Genomic DNA, 25,201 nt, shown 5'->3' on the forward strand with positions numbered 1-25,201 from the left:
ATGCAAACTGCAAAATCAGTTGAACAACCAAATGCAGCGATTCAGCAATATGCCACCACAAGGCGACTGACGGCAGGCAAGATCATCATCTATCTGTTATTGATTGGTCTTGCCGTGCTGTGCATTATTCCATTTTATCTGATGCTCATCTATTCAACACATAACAATGCAACGATTGCTTCAACATTCACCTTTCTTCCCGGATCGTTTTTGGTGGATAATTATATGAACATGGTATCCAAAATTAACATTTGGCGTGGGTTTGCCAACAGTATTTTCATTGCAGGATCATCAACTGTATTATCTCTGTATATTGGTGCTTTGACCGCATACGGTTTTGCCAAATTCAAATTCAAAGGGCGCAACTGGTTGTTCCTGTTTCTGTTAGCAACCATGATGGTGCCGGGTCAGTTGGCCCTGATTGGGGTATATCGCCTATTCAGTATGTTGGGGCTTCTGGACAGCTATGCCGCGATTATTTTGCCGGCTGCGGCTAACGCGTTTAATGTATTCTTTATCAAACAGTTCATGGAGAGCAGTATCCCGGATGAGATTATTGAATCTGCACGTGTGGACAGTGCCGGTGAGTTCCGGACGTTCAATCAGATTGTATTGCCTATTCTGGGGCCGGCCATCTCCGCCCTTGGCATCTTCACGTTTATTGGGTCGTGGAATAATTTTCTAACACCGCTTGTACTGTTTTTCTCCCTGGATAAATACCCCCTTCCAGTACTAGTTGCGTTAGTTCAGGGTTACTATGGGATGGATTATGGGCTCTTATACTTGGGTGTAGCAATCTCAATCCTGCCTATTATTGTTGTATTCTCTGTGTTTTCCAAACAGATTATCGGAAGTGTTGCTTTGGGTGCTGTAAAAGGATAGTGACGAATTGTATAACGGAATATCAGGGATGCAAAGGGTCCTTTATTCTGATTATATTCTCAGGGTCGCTCAAGAGGGCGGCTCTTTTGCTATTCAATATTTTGCGTATATATACCAACGTATAAGTAAAGGATACCTTTAACTGAGAATATCTGGACGAGCATGCGCAGAAAGGGGAGGGCGGTATGGACACATCACAGATAACACAACAGAACCTGCCGTTAACCGGACATCTTGCTATTGATCAGGAAATGTTAAGCTCCGTTTTTGCAGGTTGCTCGGATGTTATGTTTCATACATTCCAAACCGCATGCCATACTTCAGCACTATGTGTATATTGTGTGGGTTTATGCGATACAGAGCGGCTGGAGAGACAAGTTCTAACCCCCCTTCAGGAAATGGGGATTGAAGCTGCGCAGGTTCCCCTGGCTTCAGTTAAAAGTGTTGAAACAACTACTCAGGCGGTGCAGGCGATATTAGAGGGGGAAGCTTTGTTACTACTGGAAGGTTCAATGATTGGAACTACATACCCTCTATACAAAGCTGAAAATCGTTCAACCGAGGAACCTTTAGCTGAATCGACCGTGCGCGGTGCACGGGATGGATTCACAGAATCGTTAACGATGAATGTATCTCTTCTTCGCAAACGTCTTAAGACACCTGCATTGAAGCTTCATACACGTAATATGGGAGATCGAACCAACACCAGTATTTCACTTGTATACATGGAGGGAATTATCGACCCCAAGCTGGTAAAGGAAGTGAAGACACGACTTTCGGATTTAAAACTTCGTGACGTACTGGAGAGTCAGTACATTGAAGAAGGCATTGTTGATCAGCGGTACTCCCCATTTCCACAGATGATTGCGACGGAGCGTCCGGATGTTGTCGCTTCCAACTTGCTGGAAGGTCGCTTTGCTATTTTTGTGGACGGAACGCCTTTCACTCTTATTGCGCCAGTGACCATCTTTTCCATGTTACAATCCCCCGAAGATTATTATCAAAATGTGTTTATGAGTGTTTTTGTACGCTGGCTGCGATACATTTTTTTTGTGTTATCCATGCTGCTCCCATCCGCTTATGTAGCAATTACGACGTTTCATCAGGAGATGATTCCGACCGTATTGCTTCTCAGTATTGCGCGGGCGAGAGAAGAGATCCCTTTTCCTGCACTGGTGGAAGCGCTCATTATGGAAATCGCCTTTGAAGCACTGCGGGAGGCGGGCGTCCGATTGCCGAAGCAGGTCGGATCTGCAGTCAGTATCGTGGGAGCTTTAATTATTGGTCAAGCGGCGACGAGTGCCGGAATTGTGTCAGCCCCCATGATTATCATTGTTGCGATAACCGGTATCGCTTCTTTCATGATCCCTCGTTACGCTGCCAGCATTGCGACCCGATTACTGCGTTTTCCTATGATGTTTCTGGCGGGAACGCTGGGACTCACAGGTGTCATGTTGGGAGTTATCCTGGTTGTCATTCATCTGAGCAGTCTTCGTTCATTCGGAACACCTTATCTGTCACCAGTAGCCCCTACGATGAGCAAGGAACTCAAGGATGTATGGTGGCGTCCAGCACCAAGGAACAAACCGGATTAGAACAATTCATACTCAAGCAATCAAGGGAGAGGGATTACACATGTTAACTGACAAAGGAAAAATATCAGAGACTCAATTGGCATTCATGATCTTTCCTGCCATTCTCGCAACAGCCATCTTGTCTGTTCCTGGAATTACAATGCATTATGCAGGTCATGACATGTGGCTCTCTCCAATTATAGGCTCCCTTATTGGTTTTGCAGCGGTAGCGATCTCTATCGGACTGGATCGCCTGTACCCCGGAAAAACGCTCATTCAATCGAGTGTATCGATTGCGGGACGTATCTTTGGAAAATTAATAGGATTGGTGTATATCATTTTTTTGCCCCATTTGACGGGCTTGATTATACGGACGTACGGTGAATTCATCGTTAACAATGCACTTCCGCGGACTCCGCTATTCGTTGTAATGGGGACGATGGTTGCGGTGTGTGCGCTGAATGTCAGACTAGGAATCGAAGTAGTTGGACGCACGTCTCAAATCTTTGTGACCCTGCTTATCGTGTTGCTTAGTCTAATCTTCATTCTATTGATCGGGGAACTGACTCCAGCGGAATTATTCCCTTTCATGGAGAACGGACCGCTACCTAGCATTAAAGGAGCCCTTGCTCCTGCTGCATGGTTTAGTGAATACATCGTAATTGCCTTCTTGCTTCCTTATGTCAATCGTAGAAAACGCACAACACGAGTTATGTTGGGTTCCCTTATACTAACGACAACCGCAATGACGGTAATCAATCTGTTTTGCCTTTTTTTAATTGGAGATCTGACGGATAGCTTTGTATATCCGGTTATGATTGCCGCAAGATACATAACCATTGCAGACTTTCTGCAACATATTGAATCCCTGATTATTGCGGTTTGGATTTTTGGAATCTTCGTCAAGATTTCTGTTTTTCTTTATATTTTTGCGACATCCACAGCAGAATGGTTCGGTTTGAAGGATTACAAACCCGTCGTTGTGCCGCTTTCGTTTCTATGCATGGTTTATGCCTACTGGGTTGTGTCCGGCGGATCAGGTACATCCAGTCTGATTGGCCCTTCAGCTAATTTGTATACGATCAGCATTTTATTAATCCTTCCGGCTATGATCTACGGTGTCGCATGGCTGAAGAAAGGGTGGGCACATTTTCGAAAGAATCAAGCGAACACCTGATTGATGGGGGAGGAGCACTTGCGAATATATAGAGTACTACTAATGCCAATATTGTGTTGTGTACTTTTAAGTGGATGCTGGGATCGCATTGAGATTAACGATTTGGCTATCGTGCTGGCTACGGGTATAGATTACGAAGATGGCAAAGTGCAACTGACTTCACAGATTTTCATTCCGCGAAAGGCCAGTGCAGGAGATAGCAGTGGGAGCGGAGGCAGTCCAAGCGGGGTTACGATGATTCGAACAGCGGAAGGACTTACAATTGCTGAGGCATTGAATCGGTTACAACGTAAGGTTCCCCGGAATATGTTCTGGGGCCACTGCGAAGTCATCATCATTAGTGAGCAAGCCGGTAAACGCGGTATCCGCGAGTACATCGATTTCTTCCTGCGTTATCCCCAGTTTAGGGAGCATGCATATGTCTTTTCCAGCGAAAGGGCGGCAAAAGATATCCTTGCCTTGCTTGATCCTCTGGAGCGGAGTTCTGCTGAATCGCTGCGTGAGATGGCCAATCTGAAGCTGGGTACACGGATTACCGCTCTTGAACTAGGTAAATCGATCGAAGGTCCAGGCAGCTCGGTCATCTTGTCTCGCATGTTAATCTTACCCCCGGAGCCCGATCAGGATAAACTGACAACCACCCCATATGTAAAAGGTTTGAGCTTGTATAAGGAGGATCGCTACGTCAAGACGGTCAAAGAACCACTAAGCGTAGGTGTACTATTACTTGCAAAAGAACTGAACAACATTATCATGCCTGTTGAATTTAAGCCGTTAAAAGGTTCTTTTTCGATCCAACCCATTGAAATCCAAACGGTCTTGAAACCTCGGATTGTAAATCAACAGTGGAGTATGAAGGTCGACATCCAAACCCGGGGAGAAGTGGTGTTAAATACAACGGAGGCCGATCTGACTGATCCCGCTGTTTTATCTAAACTGGAACAGGAATGGTCAGCTAAGCTTACAACACTGGCTCATGATGCTTTAGAGATGGCCCAGAAGGAGTTGCGCACCGATTTCTTCAAATTTGCTGTTGAATTCCGCAGATATTATCCGAACCAATGGAAGAAGCAGGAGAAGAACTGGGAAACCATCTATCCTGAATTGGACGTGGAAGTCAAAGTGGATGCACATGTAGTACGTACCGGGAAATCTACAGGCCCGCAGGGGATACCTGATGAGGACGAAAATTGAACAGAGATCGCTCCTGTTATAGAGAATGAGGTGATTGTATGAAAATAGGCTCAATCCTTGGAATTTTGATGCTGGCGGCTGCGATAATGTATGGAGAGTGGAAGAGTAGCAAAGAGAAGCGAGGCAGAATAGTGAGTGCGGGGATTACTGCAGTGGCGACAGTTATTGGGATCATCCTTCTCTTTCAGCCCCGTTTTCCTGGTCCTACTCAGGTTATGAAGCTTGTATTTGGAAGCGTGGATAAATTAATGAAGTGAAAATATGGAAACAGAAGGACCACGTCTTTACGTACCATAGATGAGGTCCTTCTGTTGTTTGAAGTGAGCTGCATCAGCTCAAAGATGTCTATTCTTTGATTACTGAAGCGTTCACGGCATCTTCCATTTTTGTATTGTAGGAACGGAACAGACCCAGACGCCAGAACGCGGCTCCTTTGAGGTCATAACGTTTGGCAAGACCGAGCTTGTCATCTACCGAGGAGGGCGTTTCACTGCTTAAACTGATCCCGAGCAGAAGTTTACTCTTCGGAACACCGGCCTCTATAGCTAATTGAATCGCCTGATTTACAAGACTATTTGGCTCAGGTACCTGAGATTTGGTGCCAACCGGATTATACTGATAGGCCATAATAATAAGATCATCCGCAATAGAGGCAAGTGTCTTGTAATCATAACCCTTATAAGCACTATTTAGAGGCGGGACCGCTAGTGATAAGGATGTATCCTGGGACAAGGAACTCTTTAATTGCTTCACGTAAGCATTGAGCAGCTTCTGTTGTTCTACTGCATCCAGTTTAAAGCCCAGTCCTTCAAAATCCAGAACAACTCCACCAAAACCATGCTCTGTGACAGCAGCACTTATGCCTTCAATTGATTTTTGCCGCAACTCAGCGTTACTCAATACTTTGGTCAGTTCGCCGTTTCCATCCAAGGCATATACCATAAGCTGCGGTTGGATCTGCTGATCTGCCGCGTCAGCAACGATGGACTGCGGCGTAATATCACCCGAAGCAGCAGGAAGACGGTACTCATCCCCCTGAAGTGTAAACTGACCTTCGCGATCAATGCGGCTCCAACCAAATGCTACAGAATTCATGGAAGGAATAAGATCCTTTTCTTGAAAGGATTGCAATGCATAGAAGGCCCTCAGGTGCATCTCGCGTTGTGGAGATACGAGGGAGACCGTCTTGGTTGCCTGATTCCAGCTTACTTGTACACCGAATTGGTTACTGAATGAACTTAGTGGAATGAGCACGCGTCCCTCCCACTGAACGGGTGCTGCTGGGAGAGTAACTTTCTTCCCGTTTACGGTCGCTGTAGTACTACCCACTTGAAGCAGTACTTCTGTTGCTTGTCCTTTCACAATTTGCGTCGCTTTTACAGTTTGTGATTTGCTATTCCAGGTAATATCGATACCAAGGGCTTCTCCAACCGTTCTAAACGGAACGTACGTGACACCTTTCTCAATACGAGGAGCTGCATCAAATTTCAGGGGGACATCATCCAATTGAACCGAGATGGCTGGGGCAGCATAGGCTCCACCGATATTTGGGGTACTCCCGATGATAGAGAGAGCAATCACCGTAACCGCAGCAATTTTTCCTGCACGTTTAATAAGCATCGTTTGTTTCCTCCTACTTCTTACATAATAATAGAATCATATTTGATAACAAAATCTAGTAATCTAGCATATGTAGCATAACAAAATTTTCATATCGTTCCAATATAAGAGTCCGAAAACTGCAGAAGAAAGAACAAAAAACCAGTTTTCAATTGAAAGAGAGGGGCCTAAATAACCCCATACCTCTAATGGGAAAAAGCTTAGAGGCATGGGGTTATACGTGTTTTTAATCTGAAACAACAAATCCTTCGAAATTCTCAGGTCCGACCCGTGTTGTACCGAGCAGGTTTGTACTGATAAACGCGGTGTAGGTTAATTGGGGCATGAGCGGGGGGTTATAGTCAGTGGTAGCGAAGACAATCACCTCTGGGTTAAGCAGACCATCTAGACCATAGGTGTGGTTTCCCGAGTACACGATTGGATCGGTTGCGATTGTACCTCGTACAACAGTAATCCTCACTACAAAAAGTGCACGCGGCAATTGCACCGTGATGGTTCCTTTTAATGAAACTCTTAGATTGGTTCCGGCTCCAGCAGTTATGAGACCAATCTGGCCAAATAATTCTGGTGTAAGGATCACTGGAATCGGTATGGAAATGGAATTAAACAAGGCGGCATTCTGTGATGTCCGTGCATCTAGAAATTGCGTCAATGAATATACCTCCTATCTGTTCCAGATAGAATAATATATTCCTCATCGGGATATTCGCATGGACGGTGGGGCAATGCTGGAAATATTAAAGACAAACTGACTGCCCAAATCACTGGAATCTTTAAGCCATACCACGCCACCCATAAATTCAGCAAGCTGTTTACAGATGGACAGGCCCAATCCCGTTCCGCCATACTTCCCTGAATTACCATGAATCTGAGAGTAGGATTTGAACAACAGATCCTGACAATCCTGTGGGATGCCGATGCCCGTATCCTGTATTTCGTAGGTTGCATGCAGAAGCCCTTTTTTATCAGCAGATACTTGAGCAGAGATACATACTTCACCTTTCTCCGTGAATTTAAGCGCATTCCCAACGAGATTAATTAGAATCTGACGAACTTTGTGCTGATCACCCATTAGCATCACATGATCATTGATGTTGTATTCTGCGTACAAACGAATTCCTTTTTTCTGTGCTTCAGAAGAGAATAATTGTAATACATGATCTACTGTTTCAGTGACACTATAGGGATTGATCTCCAAAGAGATCGCACCAGCCTCAGCTTTCGAATAATCGAGAATCTGATCCATCATCGATAGAAGACTTGTGCCACTAGACTCAATGACATTAACATATAACGACTGGTCGTCATTTAGCCGGGTAGATTGTAACAGATTGGCCATCGCAAGAACACCATTCATTGGTGTACGGATTTCGTGGCTGAGCACTGCCAACAAATTGTTCTTTTCTTCAAGTACTTTTGCAGCGGTTTCTTCCGCTTGTTTTAACTGCTGTAGCGTCGTTTCCATCTCAAGAAGACTTGTGAAGAATGAAGACAAGGAGAGAAGCAGATCCACGTCTCTTTGCTGATAGGAATAGAAATCCTGATCAAATGAGCAGAGGGAGCCGTAAATCTCTCCGTTCTCATTATGTATAGGTACCCCTACAAATGAACAACCGCCTACGAATTCTGTAGCATCCATATGTTTGGTTAAAGGATGAGTAAGATTATTATTTATCACCAACGGGCCTTGGATATGTTCTGTCACAAGCGCACAGTATGACTCGGCGTTTTCAACGACTAGTCCCTCACCCAGAATTAGTTTGTCACGATTATATACGTTCAGAACTTTGGTGGACAGGTGATCCAACTGGGCAATACAAAACGTATTTGCTGGAATTAACCTGCTTGCCGTGTCCATAACATTAGCAGCCGAATCATATAATTTATGTGAGACTATAGATAGTACATCAATGAATTCTGTTTTTAACATATTGATATGACTCCTCCTGATTGTAGAAATTCGTTGTGCACTGTATTCAGTATATATGAATTCGAAGAATTGAGCATGTATGGTTTTGACAGTGGAAGATGGAAATGAGAAAATATAGTGCTGTAGAACATGAAAAATATATAAATTGGTGGAGGCATCTCAATGAATCAGCGTTTTCGAATTACCCGGTCCATACAAGATAACAATGCGGAACAATCCATCTCCCTGGAAGAGTGCAAACTTTACTTTGAATCGAAGCCCGAATTTACCTATTCACCGGTTCTTCATATTGTCGGAGCAGAGAGCACCATGTCCATCGATGGGGATTTTTTTATGTGGGATCTTGAGGGAACACAGATTGCTTTTCGTTTGTACATGGGCGATATCTATGTGGCTATTTCTAACGAGGCAATTGTCCCCAAAATGATGGAGATTGCAACGGATCTGCGTGCAGATATTGTTGAAGGATAAATAAAAGGCTGAGAATTAGATCTGGATAAAATGGAATCAAATCGTTGTAGTGCGTTTGGATAATCCTGTAAAAATGAGACTAAAGGTTCATTTATATTCCATATGTTAGCTTGTAATATATGGAATATAAATCATTTTACAGGAGAGTGAATGAAGTGAAAAAGACTAAATTAATACTTGTTGTATTCATGAGCATGATTCTCGCCATATCGGTACCTGGGATGGGCTCAAGTTCAAAGGCTTCTGCAGCTACTGCACGTACACCCATTGTATTGGTACACGGACTGACCGGTTCAGATAGCAATTTTACAGCGATTGAGAGTTATTTGCGTAGCCAAGGGTGGACGAGAGATGAACTATTCGCGATTGACCTCCCTAGCAAACAAGGAAACCAATTATTGAACTCCGCAGCCATCAGTCGTTTTGTAGATGATGTACTGCAACAAACAGGTCACACAAAAGTTAACATTGTAGCGCATAGCATGGGCGGAGCAAATAGTCTGTATTACATAATTAATCGTGACGGCGCTTCCAAAGTGGACAAATTAATTACCCTGGGAGGGGCTAATCGATTGACCACTACTACAGCTCCGAGTGGAATAAAGGTGACTTCGATCTATTCCACCAGTGATACGATCGTGTCCCCGGCACTGTCCCGGTTGAACGGGGCGAACAACATTTCTGTTTCCCTTGTATCCCATATCGGTCTGTTGTTCAATTCACGGGTAAACGCCCTGATCAAAACCGCGTTGAACGAGTAGCTAAATTGGTAATAGTGGCATGCTTTCATAATATACTGAATGATTGATTTGAACACGACTGACCATTCATGGTTAGTCGTGTTTTTCGTATTATCCGAAATAGCTCGCTGAGGTAAGATTCAAAAATAGCTACATCCGTTCTATAATTAGAAATCAGAATGAAAAATGGAACAAGCTAAAGGAGTCTGGATTCATGCAATCTCAACCGAATGATCGAATTAAAGTTCACCCAGGCTTTTGGGCCGGATTATATCAATTGGGAATTGGTGCAGAAGACATCGCTCGGACAGCACAACTATCTCTCGAAACAATAAATAAACCTGTAGTGACCCAATCTCAGTACTTTGCAATCTGGCAGGCTTACTCTGATCTCATAGGGGACACCGCCGAGGGCATCATCAAACTTGCAACCGGATATGAGATATCCAAGTATCCTCCGCCTGTGCTGGCGATGTACCATGCTCGTGATTATCGTGATGCGTTGAATCGAATGGTCCGTTACAAGCAAATGTGTCCTCCCGAGAGTTTGCAGATTACCGAAGCAGGGGAGGAATGTATCATTGAACTCGAATGGTTACATAAGGAGCTAACAGGTCCGCCATTATTGGTCGGTATTACGCTGGCATTTCTGCTTGAACTTGGACGTAGGGGTACAGGCCAGCCTTTGATGGCCAAAAGGGTCGAGTTCTCCCAACCGATGGGCAACGTATATACGCTTGAAGCTTACTTTGGCTGCCGAGTTGAGACGAACTCCAACTATAATCGGCTGACGCTGGAGCGAAGAGATCTGAGTCTTGCATTTCTCTCGTATAACGAGGAGTTACTGGAGATTCTGACCCCGGCTCTGGATCGGTCGCTGAACGAACAGAAGAACAGTCATTCCATTACTGAAGTGGTCAAATGGATCTTGCAACGCAACCTCACAGGAAAGCGCCCTGACATCCAGGCGGTCGCCAAAGAACTTCGTATGAGTGATCGTACCTTGCAACGGCGACTGACGGAAGAAAATACAAACTTCAAGCAATTATTAACCGAAGCCAGACGTGAGCAGGCCAGGGAGTACCTGGCAGATCCTTCGCTCGATATCAAAGAGGTCGCATTCCTGGTTGGATATGAAGACCAGAATTCGTTCTATCGTGCGTTTCGGAGCTGGGAAGGAGATACGCCATCGAATTGGCGTGTCAGGCATTAACTCTGGCGCAAGATGCTAGTTACTGAGCCCTTCAGACTGCGTAATATTATAACTATCCAGTGCATGAAGCTGTTGATAATGTTCAAAAATAGCTGCCGGATAGTTGTAATCATGAAGGAGAAATGCAGGATGGATATGGGACTAAAAGAGAAAACAGCCTTAGTTACAGGATCAACAAAAGGAATTGGTAAGGCGATTGCCATGGAACTTGCCCAAGAAGGTGTTCATGTGCTGATTAATGGACGCAATGATGAAGAGGTGGAACATACCGTTCGTGAAATCAAGACCACTTTTCCAGACACCTCTCCGCAGAAGGCCACGGCTGATCTTGTAGATCAAGCGCAACGCCAATTTTTATTTGAGAAATTTCCCGAAGTTGATATATTAATCAATAGCATGGGCATATATGAGATCATGAAATATGAAGAATTGAATGATGAAGTGTGGGAGAGATATTTCCGTATTAATGTGTTGGCTGCCAATGGCTTGTCTCAATTTTATTTACCTAAAATGATGAAGAACAATGACGGGCGCATTATTTTCATCGCAAGTGAAGAAGCCCTAATGCCCTCAGGCCAGATGCCCCAGTATTGCATGACCAAGTCAATGCTACTGTCATTATCCAAAAGTTTGTCCAAACTGACAGCAGGCACCGACGTTACGATTAATACGATCCTGCCAGGCCCAACACTGTCCGAAAACGTACGGGAAATCATTGAGGGCATATACCCAGATGAGACGTTGACTTTCGAGGAAAAAGAGAAAGACTTTATGATAAAAAATCTGCCTCAGTCTGAATTACAGCGCTTCATCAAACCAAGTGAAATAGGCAGACTCGCCGCTTTTGTATGCAGCCCGTATGCATCAGCTTTTCGAGGCTCTCCCATCCGTATGGACGGGGGCATGGTACCCACCATATTCTAAAATTGTTCAGGATACAGCATAAGTAACGATAAGAAGTCGCCAGTATTGGCGACTTTTTTAATGCCCATGTTAAAGATCGTTGTTGATATTTGCTTACACAAATGTTCTATAATGGAGTCATCAATCTACGAGGAAAGGTTGGAGCGTAAATGATTATAAGAAAAGCAATATTAATGGAATAGTGTTGACGATGTTCTAGGAAATTTATAACCACACGTCAATATGATAAAAGATACTATTTAGCTTTGAAGACGTTTGTTTTGAAAAGAGGTACGGTATTTTATACATAAGACCTATGCGAGGAGGGGTATCAAGTTTATAATACAGGTATGATTTACCGAAAACGGTTTCTATGATTTGGAAACGATTACTTCTATTATACAGATGAATTCAGAGGAGACAAAATTATGATAGCTGCATTAAATCTGGAAGGTGTCTGGAAACTTCAACTCGATGAACATAAAGTGGAGAATGGTCTGAATTTCTCAGACGTTATTACTTTACCTAATACAACTTCTCATGCGGGCAAAGGCAAGAAAAATGAACAGGTGTTAATCGGTGCGCTGACGGATGAGTATTTGTTTGAAGGATATGCCTGGTTTTCACGTGAGATTGATATTCCCGAACATTTGGCGAATAAACGTTGCTTCTTGCACCTGGAACGAACACGAGTAACCACAGTTTGGATTGATGGGGTGGAATGGGGCACGCAAAACAGTCTAAATACACCTCATCGTTACGAGTTGGAGGCAGGGTTAACGGCTGGGATACATACGATCACGATTCGAGTGGACAATACCAATTATCCAACCAAAGGCGGGCATCTTACATCTGAAGATACGCAGACCAATTGGAACGGGATTACCGGGAAGATGGAACTTCAATTTTTTGAGCGTGTATTTCTGGATAATGTGCAGGTCTACCCTGATCTTGCGAATCGGTCTTTTGAGATTAAAGGAGCACTTGTCGGTGAGCTGAGAGGAGTACATATCGTCATATCCGCTGTTGCTGTCAGTGCAGATCCGGTTCATACGACGAAGGAACAGAGTTTCATTCCGGATTCGCAGGAGATTGGGCTGACATATAAGATTGGCGAAGATGTCATGTTATGGAGTGATGATGAGCCTAATCTGTATCAACTTCACATTCAACTGCAAGACGAGAACGGGGAAATACTGGACTCCACCGAAGTATGGACAGGTTTACGGGAATTCCGGGCAGCTGGGGACAAATTCACGATTAATGGTCGCAAAACGTTTCTTCGTGGCAAACATGACGGGCTGATCTTTCCGCTCACGGGATATGCGCCAACCGATGTGGATGAATGGGTTCGCATTCTCGAGATCTCCAAGTCTTACGGCATTAATCACTACCGTTTCCATACCTGTTGTCCTCCAGAGGCTGCTTTCATTGCGGCTGATCTGCTCGGCATCTATATGGAACCTGAGCTTCCGTTCTGGGGAACCATTACGGACGAATCCTCGGATGCACACAATCAAGTAGAGCAGGATTACTTGATCAGCGAGGGGTTTGCGATGCTGCAAGCTTTTGGTAATCATCCTTCGTTTGTCATGATGTCCTTGGGAAATGAACTTTGGGGCAGCAAGGACAGATTGAATTCAATTCTGAAAGCATACAAAGCATATGATCATCGTCACCTATATACCGAAGGCTCCAACAACTTTCAGTTTGTACCGGACATTCTGGAAGAAAGTGAATTCTTTTGTGGGGTTCGATTCTCGAAAGAGCGTCTGTTCAGAGGTTCGTATGCCATGTGTGATGCGCCGCTAGGACATGTACAGACCGACTTGCCCAACACATTGAAGGATTATGATTCGAACATTGTACCTGAGCAAGGTAGTGATGCTGGCCCAGCTGCTCAAACGGGGGACAAAGAGATTCAGATTCAATATGGCACAGGTTCCAAAACGGTGCAGGCTGAAGCCGGAAGTGATCAACTCGTCTCACATGTACCGATCATCTCGCATGAAATTGGACAGTATGCCACATTTCCGAATTTTGAGGAGATCAGCAAGTATACAGGCTCTCTTAAAGCCAAAAACTTCGAAGTGTTCAGAGAGCGTCTGGAAGCCAAAGGATTGGGACATCTGGCAGAAGCCTACTTCAGGGCCTCTGGCAAGCTTGCAGTCGCCTGTTACAAAGAAGAATTGGAAGCGGCTTTTCGTTCGCAGCAACTAGCAGGTTTCCAACTGCTGGATCTCCAGGATTTCAGTGGTCAGGGAACAGCGCTGGTAGGTGTACTGGACGCATTCATGGATTCCAAAGGCATGATTACACCTGAAGAGTGGAGAACGTTCTGTTCCGATGCGGTGTTGCTCGCGAGATTTCCTAAATATAATTATCGAGCTGGTGAATTATTCGAAGCGCGTATTGAACTAAGTTACTTCCGGAGACAAGTGTTGGATGGACTTCAACTGAAGTGGGAGCTACTAAGCGAGCAGCAACAAGACGGCATCCTTCTAGAAGGGAGAGCTGACCTACCAGCGTTGAATGGAGAACATTATGTGAGTATCACGGATCTTAGCATTCGTATTCCTGAAGTCTCCAATATGACCAAAGTGGAGCTTAGAATGTCCATTCCGGGCACGGATATCCGTAAGTCTTATGACTTGTGGATCTACCCCGGGCAAGTCGAAGTGGATCTGAGCGGTCTTAACCTCTTTACCGAACTTTCGGAACAAGCGCTGGGTCTGCTTGAAAACGGGGAGGATATTCTACTATTCCCGAATCCTGATCAGATTCAACACGCGATCCAAGGTTTCTACAGCACCGACTTTTGGTCTTACCCTATGTTCCGATCAATATCGGAGAATATGAAAAGAGAAGTTCCTGTGGGCACAATGGGCTTGTTAATTCAACAGGATCATCCGGTCTTCGAACATTTTGTCACAGAGGAGCACTCAACCTATCCGTGGTGGAGCATCGTTTCTGAATCGTCATCCATCATTCTGGATGAGCTGAATAAGGAGCTGCGGCCAATCGTGCAGACCATCGATAATTTTGAACGAAACCACAAGCTCGGCCTGTTGATGGAGTGTTGGGTCGGGAAGGGTAGAGTGCTGATGGGAGCGCTGAATCTGGAGCGTCTGATGACTACATTGGAGGGCAGACAGTTGTTATACAGCTTCCAGCGCTATGTACTAAGTCCGGCCTACCAGCCAGCTGCCCGCCTGGAAGTCGAGGAACTTCGCAAGTTGTTTAACTAAGATATAGGGAGAAGAAGTGTCAGGTTTCCCTTAATTATGCCAATGAGCCCCTTCCGCGAATGGAAGGGGCTATAAGACACGCAGATTGAATCGGTTCATTCTCCCATTAAACGTTAGATGAACCTGCACTTTTTAGGATTACATTCCAATCTTCTTCTTCAAAAAGTATGTTGTCTTTCTCCTCTGTTACTCCGATCCGGACCTCAAGGATCACCATCCTGGTTTCAGCCAGAATAGAAAAGAGACTCTCCTTGGTAATCGCGAACTGATTGCCCATGCTCACTTGCATGACCTTTCTGTTGACAAGCACTTGCCCACTGCCTGCAAGCACGGTCCATGCTCTACACCCAGTTCTATGCCAGTTCAACCCGATATGTTTGCCCGGTAGAACCGTTATGTTTAATGTGGTTACTGTTGCACTCTCATCTTCTAACGAACTTTCAATGACACGATAACTGCCCCAGGTTGCTTCGCCATACATCGGTTTTAGTGGCAAGCTACCCAATTGCGCTTTAATTTCATTTGAATTATTTTTGTTGGCAATGAGAATGCCATCCGGACTTGCGGCAGCGATAATACCTGGCACACCCATGACTTGGATGGGGTAGGGAAGCTCGTTAATAATATAGGAATCGGAGGAAGAACCCGAGATTCCACCGTGTCCGATTACATGGGTATCTAACTGGGAGCACAGCGTATCCCAGCTTCCGATATCCTGCCACACTCCCTTATAAGGCAGGACTACGGCCCGCTGTGCCTTTTCTGCAACATGCTTGTCAAAACTGCGTTCAGGCAACGCTTCATACAGGGACGACAATTGATCATAATGAACCGGAAGCCCCATTTTTTTAATATGGGATATCATAAACGTGACGGTGAATGCGTACACACCGCAGTTCCATAGTGCCCCACGTTGTAGCAGAGTTTCAGCAATGGTGGTTTCGGGTTTTTCTATAAATTGTGTTATGGGCGCATAAGCATTACGTTCTTCCCCACCCGGCAGGATGTATCCATACTGTTCTGAAGCATGTGTAGGCCTTGTCCCAATTAAAGCGATATCGGCTTGAGAATGTTTCAATATATCCGGCAGTAATTGGAAGTTGCTGAAAAAATCTTCACCTGCGAACACATCAGCTGGAGCGATACAGATTACATCGTCATCTTTGGCCATTCGGAAGGATTGCAGATATAACGTCGCTAAGGCAGCCGCAGTAAAAGTGCCTCTTTTATAAGGTTCCCCAATGACTGGTATTTTGCCTTGAGTATGTCGTGCCGTAATATTAGCCTGATCCTGATGTGAAATAATGAGTGTTGAATCTGTTAGGGATGAACTGCCAAGCTGACGGCATACTCTGCTGATCATGGATTCCCTACCTCCAGCGGGTGATGGAAGTATATCTATGAACAGCTTGGAGCGAAGCTCATTGGATAAAGGCCAGAGCCTTTTGCCAGAGCCGCCGCACAGCAATACGATATGCATGGGCTTCCTCCTTACGCTCAGGGAGCTTTACTATAGATTTTCCGTTTATGAAAGGAAAGAGAACGGTATTTAAGAGCCAGATTACGGATTTGTTGCTCTTTTAACGAAGAAGCGTTCACATTCAGACTTTTATTCATGGAACTTCTAAGGGCCATGCTGCCAGGGTTTTTCGTATACATAAAATTGGCATACGTTTCATACTCGGAGAAACCAAACTGCTTTTTCTTATTGATATTGGAGATGATCGCTTTGTACCATGGCAGCTTATGAACATCTTCAATTTTCTGTTTTAAGGCAGCGAGTTTCGATTTGTCGAACAGCATATAATGGGTGACAAAAGAGCGGGGACGTGGAGCTTTCATGCCTAACAACTTGCGGTAGGTATTGAAATATTCCGGCTGGCTCCAGTCACGGCAGTAAAAGACGGTTTTGCCTTCTACAAGAAATGTATGAGGCTTAATCATTACGGTATCCGCATCCATGACTAAAAAGTGCTTTGCCTTCACAATGGAATCTCCGTTCATTTTGAGCAGCTGCTGATATAACCAGCCTGACCGATTCCATCGGGAGGACTGGTAGTGTATCTCGTCTTTGGTTAGAGGCAGGACGGATCGCTCATTAACAAAAATGCAGTTTTTAAGGGAACAAAGTTTTCTGATTTTGGAGCTGACCGGAGAAACAATATATATGCTTCCGATGGGATGCTTCACGTAACGGCGAATGTTATCAATGACGTGGGGAAGAGTAGCCAGATCTTTCTCGATCGCTGGTATAAGAACATCAATCTTGGGCGCAGCATTTAACTGCATTCCACGCTGAACGGACATCTTCTCAACTCCTTGCACATATCGTTATGACTTCTTCCATGGTATGTGTGCAAAAGTGGTTTGGTCAGGGCATGTGCTAATATACATTTTTTACGAATAGGGGCTCTTGTAGAGGGTTCCTATATCGGTATGACATATAATGCATGCAGGATCTTGATCAAACAGCAGGCTTTGATGCGGCTGCTGAAGGAAGAATGTACGACATGGGAGTTGATAAATTGCAGCCATTAAGAAGCAAGTGGTTAAAAACAAAATTGATTATTAATAATGAATCTATTAAACCGTTTATCCCAGACACACAGAAATATAACAAAACGAATCTGAAATTTATGATCAGCAAGTATGGAATGGTCTATATTAAACCTGAGAGAGGTACTTTCGGGATGGGTGTCATTAAGGCTGAAATGGAAGATCATCAACATTTTGTCTATCAGCATGATCAAAAACGTCTGACTTTTAACAGCTTTGAATCGTTCTATACCAGTCTGACACGTTTGGTGAATAAAAGAAGCTATCTGATTCAGAGAGGAATCCATCTTCTTAAGCACAATAACAGACGTTTTGACATCCGAGTCATGATACAGCTAAGCCCGACCAAGCAATGGGAAGCTACCGGAATCATCGGCCGACTGGGTCATCCAAAGAAAATCGTAACCAATTATCATAGTGGTGGTACACCGATGGATATTCACAAGCTGCTACAATCACATGCATCCACTAAACGTAGGAATGAACTGGTTAAGGAGATGAATGAGCTTAGCCTGCGCATAGCTCGTCATATGAAAAAAAAGTACTCGTATCTAATGCAAATTGGTGTAGATATCGGCCTTGATCATAGTCTGAAACCCTGGATTATTGAGGTAAATGTCAAACCCGACCCATATATATTCAATCAATTAAAAGACAAGACAATGTATCGCAAGGTAATACGATTTTACCGCCATGCTGTGCCCAAAAAAACAGAATAACCGACCGGACTTTTCATAGAAATGGCTGGAGAAGGTTTCAAGTTCAAGAGTCGCCAATGTGGCGACTTTTTTTGTTGATCTGCGTTTTAGGGTCGGAATAATGCATCTCATCCTAATTCGACACTGAAACCTATGCTAAAATAGTATATTCGAGAGTGAAATTCAGAGTCGATGTTGATGAAAGGCGGATGTCCCTCCATGTTTAATATTGCAATCTGTGATGACGAGCAGCAGCAGCGAGATCGTGTGAAATCAATGCTGGTCTCCTTATCTCTAAAAACCAATTTTGATTTTCAAATTAGCCTATTCACATCTGGAGAACAACTGCTCTCACACTACAGAGAGGTTGGGGATACATTTCATATTCTCATCTTGGATGTGGAGATGGGTGGAATGAACGGAATCCAGACCGCTAAAGAGATCAGGAATATGAAGTTTCTGGATGTACAGATTATGTTCTTGACCAGTTACCCGGAATACATGGTGGAGAGCTTCGATGTCATCACTTTTCAATATCTGATCAAGCCAATACAGCCGCAAGTTTTCGAGGAGAAGATGATTAAGCTGTGTCAATATTTTCAGGCATTGGAGAAAAAGTATGTGCTGATCAAGTCAGACTATGATGAATTGCTGCTGAAATATGATGACATCCTCTGGATGGAGGTCGTCAAAAGCTTAACGATCAAGAACAAGTTGAATGTGGTGACACGAGAAAATGTGCATGAGACCAAAGGTGTTTTATCCAGCTATGCTTCCGGTTTGAAAGACCATGGTTTTTTACAGATTCATCGCTCGATTATCATTAATTTGATGCACGTGCAGAAGTTTTCCGGTACTCAAGTCGTTATGTTAAATGGGACGGAGCTGCCCATAGGCAGATCCAAGATTAAGGAAGTCAAGGATGCCTATACCAAATACATGATTATGAGGGTTCAGTAAATGGACATGTATATGATGTTTTCTATCATCTTCGTGACCTTACTTATGGCTTTCCAGGCAAATTTTTATTTTGACTCTGTGTTGGGGAAGTCCAAGCGGAAGCCGCGTAGAGCAGTCTATTTCTTGGTATTTGTGCTGTTGGATTACTTTTATTTGGCAACTTCCTTCTCCGACCTCGTTTCGACAGCGATTGCCCTAGTATTAATCTTCAGTCTGGCACTATCCTATGATGTGGAGCTTAAAATCAAGCTTGTGTTTACCATCCTGTATGGGGTTCTGATTACAATGGCGAATACGATAGCTGTATATATTCTAGGCGTTTTGGAATCCACAGGAGACTTCATCTCATGGGAACAGTTCAATGGTGAAAATCACTGGATTCTCTCCAAGGTGATGCTGCTTGGTTGCAGTATCATGTTCATTGTTATTCAAATTGTACGTCTAGTCGCGAAACGCAGAGGTTTTGCTGTGCATTATCGTTATTATTTGTTGTTTCTCATTGTGCCGATAATTACGATCTATCAGATCAATGTGGCCTCCATCTATAGTGAAAAAAACATTTTCTACGTCTTTTCTGTACTAGGCTCTCTATTTCTCAATGTATTCATTGTTTATGTATTTGATAATATGGTGGAAAAAGCACAGCTCACGCATGAAAATACCCAGTTACAGCGTCAGATGGATTACCAGGATGCCAATTATGAGAAGACCGTTCATAGTTTTAAAAATATTAAAAGCATCATCCATGATATCAATCAGCAATTTTTGTATATAGATGAATGCATCAAACGTAACGAACTGGTGGCTGCTGGTGACCATATCCAGTCTACATTGAATACCATTGAAGGTGCGTATCAGCGGGTGAATTCCGGCAATCTGGTCATTGATGCTCTTGTTACAAATACCCTGGCTATGGGGCAGGCAAACGGAATCAAAATCGACACCAAAATCCAACTCCACTCGCAACATATCCAAATCGATCGTTATGATCTGTGCGTGGTGCTTGGTAACATGCTCGATAACGCAATTGAAGCCTCCAAGAAGGTTAGACAGGCGGAGGATCGATATGTCCTTATTGCACTTCACTCCACATCATCTGCACTTGTCATTCAGATTATGAATCATGTAGAGAAACCGATCGTTGAGTTGAAAAGTGAAAAGCCAAATCCCGAGTACCATGGCATCGGTCTAACCAATATCTCGAGAATATGCGAGAAATATGGCGGACATATGAGTATTGAACATCCGTCTCGGAAGTTTAACAACATGGTCGTGCTTCCGTTTCACACCGACAATCCCTGAACATACCGTTCGGGGATTGTTTTTTTCCATTCAGGGTCCAATTGCGTTCGATCTGTCATTTACCGGATATGATGAATTCATTCATAAGAACATTTGAGGGAGGACATTGGGATGAAAAAATTAATTAGTCTTTTATGTACAGCCGTGATTGTAATTACGCCGATGACAGATGTCAGCGCAAAGGAGAATACCAGTACAACGATTGAGACACGGGCGGAGCAGATCGCCACGGAGATGGTGCAAAACTATGGTGTCACCAGTGTACAATATGCGATCAGGGACGAAGGGAAACTCATTTTATCAGATAGTGTTGGATTGCACGACAAGGCATCACAAAAACCAATAGACAAGGAAAGCATGTATGGCATAGGTTCGGTTAGCAAAATGGTTGTTACGGCAGCCGCCATGAAGCTGGTTGATTCCGGCAAAATAGATCTGGATGAGCCGCTTACTTCGTATATCAAAGACTTTAAGATGGCAGATCCGCGATATACTCAAATCACACCGCGCATGTTGATGAATCATTCATCCGGTCTTTACGGTACACATTATGGAAACAGTATGTTGTTTGACGATAATGACACCCGCAATCATGACGAGCTATTACTCAAACTCCAGTCCGAAAAACTGAAATCCAAGCCGGGAGCCTATTCTGTCTACTGCAATGATGGCTTCCAGTTGCTGGAGCTTATGGTGGAACGGGTGAGTGGGTTATCCTACAGCGAATATATCGACCAGTACATCAGCGAGCCACTGAAGTTGGAATCAACGAAGACGCCAATGGATGACTTTGATAGAAAAAAGTTATCTGAGACCTATTGGCCAACACTTGCAATGAAGATGCCAACCGAAAATGCAAACATTATCGGTACAGGCGGAGTGTACTCCACCGCAGAGGAGTTGAGTCAATTCGGAGAGGTTTTGATGGGGAATAGACCGGATATTCTGTCCGAATCTGCTGTGAAGGCCATGCAAGCTCATGAATATCGTAAGGGCATCTGGGTATCAGATGAGCAAAATACGATCAATTATGGCTTGGGGTGGGATGCGGTGGATCTTGCACCGTTCAGCGATTATGGGGTTACCGCACTTGCCAAAGGCGGAGATACCATGATGTATCATGCCGTGTTAATCACGATACCTGAACATGATATTTCAATGGCGGTCTTATCTTCCGGTGGATCTTCCGTTTACAATCAGATGTTTGCCAGCAAAGTGCTACTGGAAGTTCTGGCGGATCAAGGTATTATTGACAAGGTGAAGCCCGATCAGACCTTCTCGTCACCCGATAAAGTGAAGATGCCCACAGAATTAAGCACGTACTCCGGTCTCTACGGTACGGTAGGAGAGACGTTGGATATAAAGATCGAGGATGACGAGTTCAAATTGCCTGCATTGCTGGGTGGAATTATTCCAGAGCAGAACTATGTGTACACAGGTGATGAACATTTTACAAGTACAGATGGCAGCGTGAAAGCCAGTTTTGTGAAGGAACGTAATGACAAGGTGTATGTTAAAGTTCAGGCCGTGATAACGTTACCTGGGATAGGCCAAACCGTAATGAACACGTATGATTATCAAAAACTGGATCAACATGCGCTGGACGCAACAACAAAAGAGAAATGGACAGCTCGTGACGGCTCGAAATATTACGCACTGGATGAAAAAATAACATCGATCTTTTATCTGCTTCCATCGATGCTGATCAAAAATCTGTCTGTTGATGCCCAAAATGGTTACGCCAATGGCACGGAAATCTTGGATGCGAATAATGCGAAGAACATCGCCCAGATTCCTGTGATGAACGGAAGAGATGCTTTCGATCTACAATTTTACACGAAAAATGGTGCCGAGATTTTGATCCAGGATGGGCAGGAATACATTGCAGAGGATGCAATTACGCCAATCTTTGGTGGAAAAAAAGGAATTACGACTATCCCGGCTAATGGTCAAGCAAGGTGGTATGCCATCGATTCCCGATCGGCGAACAAATCCATCACGGTGAATTCTCCGAACAGCGGAGGTTACGCAGTGTATGATGATCAAGGAGTAGTGGTTGATTTCTCTGTAGCAACCAATCAGGAATCAACGAAGCTCCCGAAAAGTGGTTTTATCGTTTTTGGTGGCAACGCCGGTGATGTATTCCAGATTGAATTAAAGTAAAGCAGGGACCTCATTACAAAATCACGTTCCCAACGTTGTCACATAACTAATGTCGTATTCAGGAAGTCGCCAACTGGCGGCTTTTTGATTTTTAGAATAATTTAACAATCGAGTAACTTTTCGGCCTCAATGCTCGTTATATTTTATGTAGTTATATATTAGGCTCATTTATCACAGGAGGAATCACTTTCTATGATCAATCGACATAAACGTCACACAATGAAGCATTATAAAAGAAGTGCAGGCAGACCCATCATTGCTGGTCTTACTGCCGGAATGCTGATGGTTCATGGAGTCAACGGCGTACTGCCATCTCAGGCACATGCTGAAGCATCGGATGTATCCATTCGTAACTGGTATTCGTATCAGCGAATCACTGTACCTGAACTGAAACCTACTTGGACAGCAAATGTAGATAACTATTTGAATATGAATGAGACGTACATCGGAGCAAGTGCCATTGCAGAAGAGGGCAAAGTATTCACGTTTGCTGGATCGAAGTTGGTGGCACTTGATGCGACAACAGGTAAAAGGCTCTGGACTTACGGCAAAGATCTGACACCTTATATCACCTATCAAAGCGGCGTCCTTTACGGACTGACCAGTGATCATAAGCCTTATGCCTTGAATGCAAAAACAGGCAAAGCAAAATGGCAATCTGTCACATCCACCTGGATTGATACGGTTCAACGTACAGAAGTGTTGGTGCCAACAATGGATACGCTCTACGTGATTAAAGGAAGTACAACGTTTGCACTGGATATCAAGTCAGGCAAATTGCGTTGGTCGGCAGATGAACCATTAGGGGAAGGTCATGGTACTGAGTATCTGGAAGAAGCTAATGGTGTGGTGCTGAGAACTTTTTTTGTTCAAGGAGCACTTACGTCCACTCAGCTTAATGCATACGACAAGAAAACAGGCAAGAAGCTATGGGGTCATTTTGGTCAGGGGGAGGCTCTTCAGATCAAAGACGGTCTTGTATATTCAGCGGATTACTATTCTCCAATGTTGGGAGATGATGACGAATCTTCGCCTGAACGCAAATGGAAAGTTAATGCGTACAACCTGAAGACGGGTGTGTTAAAAGGAAGTCAGGAATACACCTGGAAAATCCCTGGTGATCCACCGTATGAAAATGGGTATGGCGGAATTTTTACGAGTAAAGATAAACTATACATTTTGCAAGGGGATAAAATAGCCGAGTATTCATTGACTTCAACCAAGTCTGAACCCACGCCACTTCGAACTTTTCGTAGCCCTTATGGAGAAAATATGGTGTGGGTTGGCATTACACAGGAACGGTTGATCTTCAGAAACGCCAACACGGGAGAACTCACAGGCATTAAGCTGGCTAATGGTCAGGAGGTACAGTGGCATGGTGATGCCCCCGTTGCTCAGATCGATGTTTACGGTAAAGGAATGTATCGAGCGCAACGTAACGGCACCTTACTTGCACTCAACACGATGACGGGGCAGCCTGCTTTTCGAGTCTCCACCGGTGGTGACCTGCACAACACGACGTTGAAGACAAACGGAATGATTATTATCCAGGCTGAAGGCAAACTTCTTGGCGTTAAGCTTCCAGCATCGCTGAAATAATTGTTTCAGAATGAAAATTATAGGGAGAAGACCGGATCATGGCATAGCTTGCGCCTCTAATCCGGTCTTTTTTATTTTTGCGCGTAAAATACTGCAAAGTCCAAGGATTTGTACATGCAATCAACCACAGGAAACCCCGCTTCTTCCAACCACATAAACTGATCCTCCAGCGTGGCATTGATATCCACCTTGCGTCTTTCGATCGAAGCCGAGATAGCTTCCTCAGACAAACCACTTTGTTGAATCGCTTCTAACCAGCGCTGGCGGTAATAAGTGTCCGTATCTGGAGTTCTTCCTTGAACCTGATCTGCGTTGATGAAACGACCACCTGGTTCTAACAGCTTATGTACAGTTTTAAACACCTTTTTCTTGTCAGCGTGGGTCAGATGGTGAATAGATAGGGAGGAAATAATCATATCGTAGGAACTGGTGAAGTCGTACTTAGAGTAATCCCCAACCAAGTACTCTACTTGTGTAGCATCAGCAAACCTTCGACGTGCCCCTTCGAGCATCTGATCACTGATGTCGATCAGGGTTAATCGTGCGTTGGGGTACTTTTGCAGGACCAATCCGGAGAGAAGGCCCGTTCCTGCACCCAGATCAAGAATACGTGGCGAATTAAGCGAACACTCCATTAGATTCAGAGCCATTCCATAAAAATCATCAAAACAAGGGATAAGCTGTTTTCGCTGCACATCATAATCTTGGGCTACCTTATCGAACAGCTGCTTTACTGAGAGTTCCATATGCTCATCACTCCTTGAGGTTTTCTCCATAGTTTACAAACTGGAAGGAAACAAGGGAAATACCAATTATGGATAAGTTCATAGGCTGGAACTATGGGTTCCGAGTCAAAAGGTCGCCAACCGGCGGCTTTTTTCAGATTGAACGGAGATGTTAAGACGAATGATTCGCTGTATTTGACCTAGAGTGTACTCTAAGGTGTAGACTTGCATTAGATAGAAACTATT

21 protein-coding genes are annotated in these 25,201 nt (G+C 44.1%); 15 read left to right on the forward strand and 6 right to left on the reverse strand.

Translation table 11 applies throughout. The features are described 5' to 3' along the window. From MKX40_RS14195 to MKX40_RS14215, 5 genes are all read left to right on the forward strand, one after another. Entirely contained in the window at positions 1 to 882 is an 882-nt protein-coding gene (locus tag MKX40_RS14195; protein WP_091016464.1) for a carbohydrate ABC transporter permease, read from the forward strand. Between the two features lie 185 nt (positions 883 to 1,067). Further along, positions 1,068 to 2,477, forward strand: a complete 1,410-nt coding sequence (locus MKX40_RS14200; RefSeq protein ID WP_339242512.1) for a spore germination protein — start codon at positions 1,068 to 1,070, stop codon at positions 2,475 to 2,477. Between the two features lie 40 nt (positions 2,478 to 2,517). Further along, positions 2,518 to 3,633: an endospore germination permease gene (locus tag MKX40_RS14205; RefSeq protein WP_339242513.1), complete on the forward strand. Its 1,116-nt coding sequence runs from the start codon at positions 2,518 to 2,520 to the stop codon at positions 3,631 to 3,633. A gap of 18 nt (positions 3,634 to 3,651) precedes the next feature. After that, positions 3,652 to 4,827, forward strand: a complete 1,176-nt coding sequence (locus MKX40_RS14210; RefSeq protein ID WP_339242515.1) for a Ger(x)C family spore germination protein — start codon at positions 3,652 to 3,654, stop codon at positions 4,825 to 4,827. Between the two features lie 38 nt (positions 4,828 to 4,865). Next, complete coding sequence (locus tag MKX40_RS14215; protein ID WP_339242516.1) at positions 4,866 to 5,084, forward strand: hypothetical protein; 219 nt, start codon at positions 4,866 to 4,868, stop codon at positions 5,082 to 5,084. Positions 5,085 to 5,172: 88 nt separating this feature from the next. Here MKX40_RS14215 and MKX40_RS14220 read toward each other — a convergent pair whose 3' ends face one another. From MKX40_RS14220 to MKX40_RS14230, 3 genes are all read right to left on the reverse strand, one after another. Then, complete coding sequence (locus MKX40_RS14220) at positions 5,173 to 6,447, reverse strand: stalk domain-containing protein (protein ID WP_339242517.1); 1,275 nt, start codon at positions 6,445 to 6,447, stop codon at positions 5,173 to 5,175. 226 nt (positions 6,448 to 6,673) lie between these two features. Further along, entirely contained in the window at positions 6,674 to 7,099 is a 426-nt protein-coding gene (locus MKX40_RS14225) for a hypothetical protein (RefSeq protein ID WP_339242519.1), read from the reverse strand. 42 nt (positions 7,100 to 7,141) lie between these two features. Further along, the gene (locus MKX40_RS14230; protein ID WP_339242521.1) at positions 7,142 to 8,377 is read right to left on the reverse strand and encodes an ATP-binding protein; all 1,236 of its coding nucleotides are present in this window, start codon (positions 8,375 to 8,377) and stop codon (positions 7,142 to 7,144) included. Between the two features lie 162 nt (positions 8,378 to 8,539). Between MKX40_RS14230 and MKX40_RS14235 the strand changes: the two genes are divergently transcribed. The 5 genes from MKX40_RS14235 to MKX40_RS14255 all read left to right on the forward strand — a co-directional run bounded on the left by MKX40_RS14235 (position 8,540) and on the right by MKX40_RS14255 (position 14,952). Next, a complete protein-coding gene (locus MKX40_RS14235) occupies positions 8,540 to 8,848 on the forward strand; it encodes a hypothetical protein (RefSeq protein WP_339242523.1) in 309 nt (102 codons plus the stop codon). Positions 8,849 to 9,036: 188 nt separating this feature from the next. Further along, the gene (locus MKX40_RS14240) at positions 9,037 to 9,609 is read left to right on the forward strand and encodes an alpha/beta fold hydrolase (RefSeq protein ID WP_339243063.1); all 573 of its coding nucleotides are present in this window, start codon (positions 9,037 to 9,039) and stop codon (positions 9,607 to 9,609) included. 193 nt (positions 9,610 to 9,802) lie between these two features. After that, positions 9,803 to 10,801 carry a helix-turn-helix domain-containing protein gene (locus MKX40_RS14245; RefSeq protein ID WP_339242524.1) on the forward strand — a complete coding sequence of 333 codons (999 nt, stop codon included), beginning with the start codon at positions 9,803 to 9,805 and terminating at the stop codon, positions 10,799 to 10,801. Between the two features lie 129 nt (positions 10,802 to 10,930). After that, positions 10,931 to 11,725: an SDR family NAD(P)-dependent oxidoreductase gene (locus MKX40_RS14250; RefSeq protein ID WP_339242525.1), complete on the forward strand. Its 795-nt coding sequence runs from the start codon at positions 10,931 to 10,933 to the stop codon at positions 11,723 to 11,725. 407 nt (positions 11,726 to 12,132) lie between these two features. After that, entirely contained in the window at positions 12,133 to 14,952 is a 2,820-nt protein-coding gene (locus tag MKX40_RS14255; RefSeq protein WP_339242527.1) for a glycoside hydrolase family 2 TIM barrel-domain containing protein, read from the forward strand. 106 nt (positions 14,953 to 15,058) lie between these two features. Here MKX40_RS14255 and MKX40_RS14260 read toward each other — a convergent pair whose 3' ends face one another. Beyond that, positions 15,059 to 16,432, reverse strand: coding sequence for a sugar phosphate nucleotidyltransferase (locus MKX40_RS14260; protein ID WP_339242530.1), 1,374 nt, complete (start codon positions 16,430 to 16,432; stop codon positions 15,059 to 15,061). A 17-nt stretch (positions 16,433 to 16,449) separates the two neighbouring features. Continuing rightward, positions 16,450 to 17,259: a DUF6492 family protein gene (locus MKX40_RS14265; protein ID WP_339242531.1), complete on the reverse strand. Its 810-nt coding sequence runs from the start codon at positions 17,257 to 17,259 to the stop codon at positions 16,450 to 16,452. Between the two features lie 203 nt (positions 17,260 to 17,462). Between MKX40_RS14265 and MKX40_RS14270 the strand changes: the two genes are divergently transcribed. The 5 genes from MKX40_RS14270 to MKX40_RS14290 all read left to right on the forward strand — a co-directional run bounded on the left by MKX40_RS14270 (position 17,463) and on the right by MKX40_RS14290 (position 24,230). After that, entirely contained in the window at positions 17,463 to 18,227 is a 765-nt protein-coding gene (locus MKX40_RS14270) for a YheC/YheD family protein (RefSeq protein WP_339242533.1), read from the forward strand. A 198-nt stretch (positions 18,228 to 18,425) separates the two neighbouring features. Then, complete coding sequence (locus MKX40_RS14275) at positions 18,426 to 19,166, forward strand: LytTR family DNA-binding domain-containing protein (RefSeq protein WP_339242535.1); 741 nt, start codon at positions 18,426 to 18,428, stop codon at positions 19,164 to 19,166. After that, complete coding sequence (locus MKX40_RS14280; protein ID WP_339242537.1) at positions 19,167 to 20,468, forward strand: GHKL domain-containing protein; 1,302 nt, start codon at positions 19,167 to 19,169, stop codon at positions 20,466 to 20,468. Positions 20,469 to 20,579: 111 nt separating this feature from the next. Continuing rightward, positions 20,580 to 22,631, forward strand: coding sequence for a serine hydrolase domain-containing protein (locus tag MKX40_RS14285; protein ID WP_339242539.1), 2,052 nt, complete (start codon positions 20,580 to 20,582; stop codon positions 22,629 to 22,631). A gap of 192 nt (positions 22,632 to 22,823) precedes the next feature. Continuing rightward, a complete protein-coding gene (locus MKX40_RS14290) occupies positions 22,824 to 24,230 on the forward strand; it encodes a PQQ-binding-like beta-propeller repeat protein (RefSeq protein WP_339242541.1) in 1,407 nt (468 codons plus the stop codon). 71 nt (positions 24,231 to 24,301) lie between these two features. On the opposite strand, the gene MKX40_RS14295 is transcribed toward MKX40_RS14290, so the two are convergent. Further along, on the reverse strand, positions 24,302 to 24,976 hold the full coding sequence (locus MKX40_RS14295; protein WP_339242543.1) for a class I SAM-dependent methyltransferase: 675 nt from the start codon (positions 24,974 to 24,976) through the stop codon (positions 24,302 to 24,304). Positions 24,977 to 25,201: the final 225 nt, after the last annotated feature.

Origin of the sequence: Paenibacillus sp. FSL R5-0517 (assembly GCF_037974355.1) — a bacterium.
Lineage (GTDB): Bacteria > Bacillota > Bacilli > Paenibacillales > Paenibacillaceae > Paenibacillus.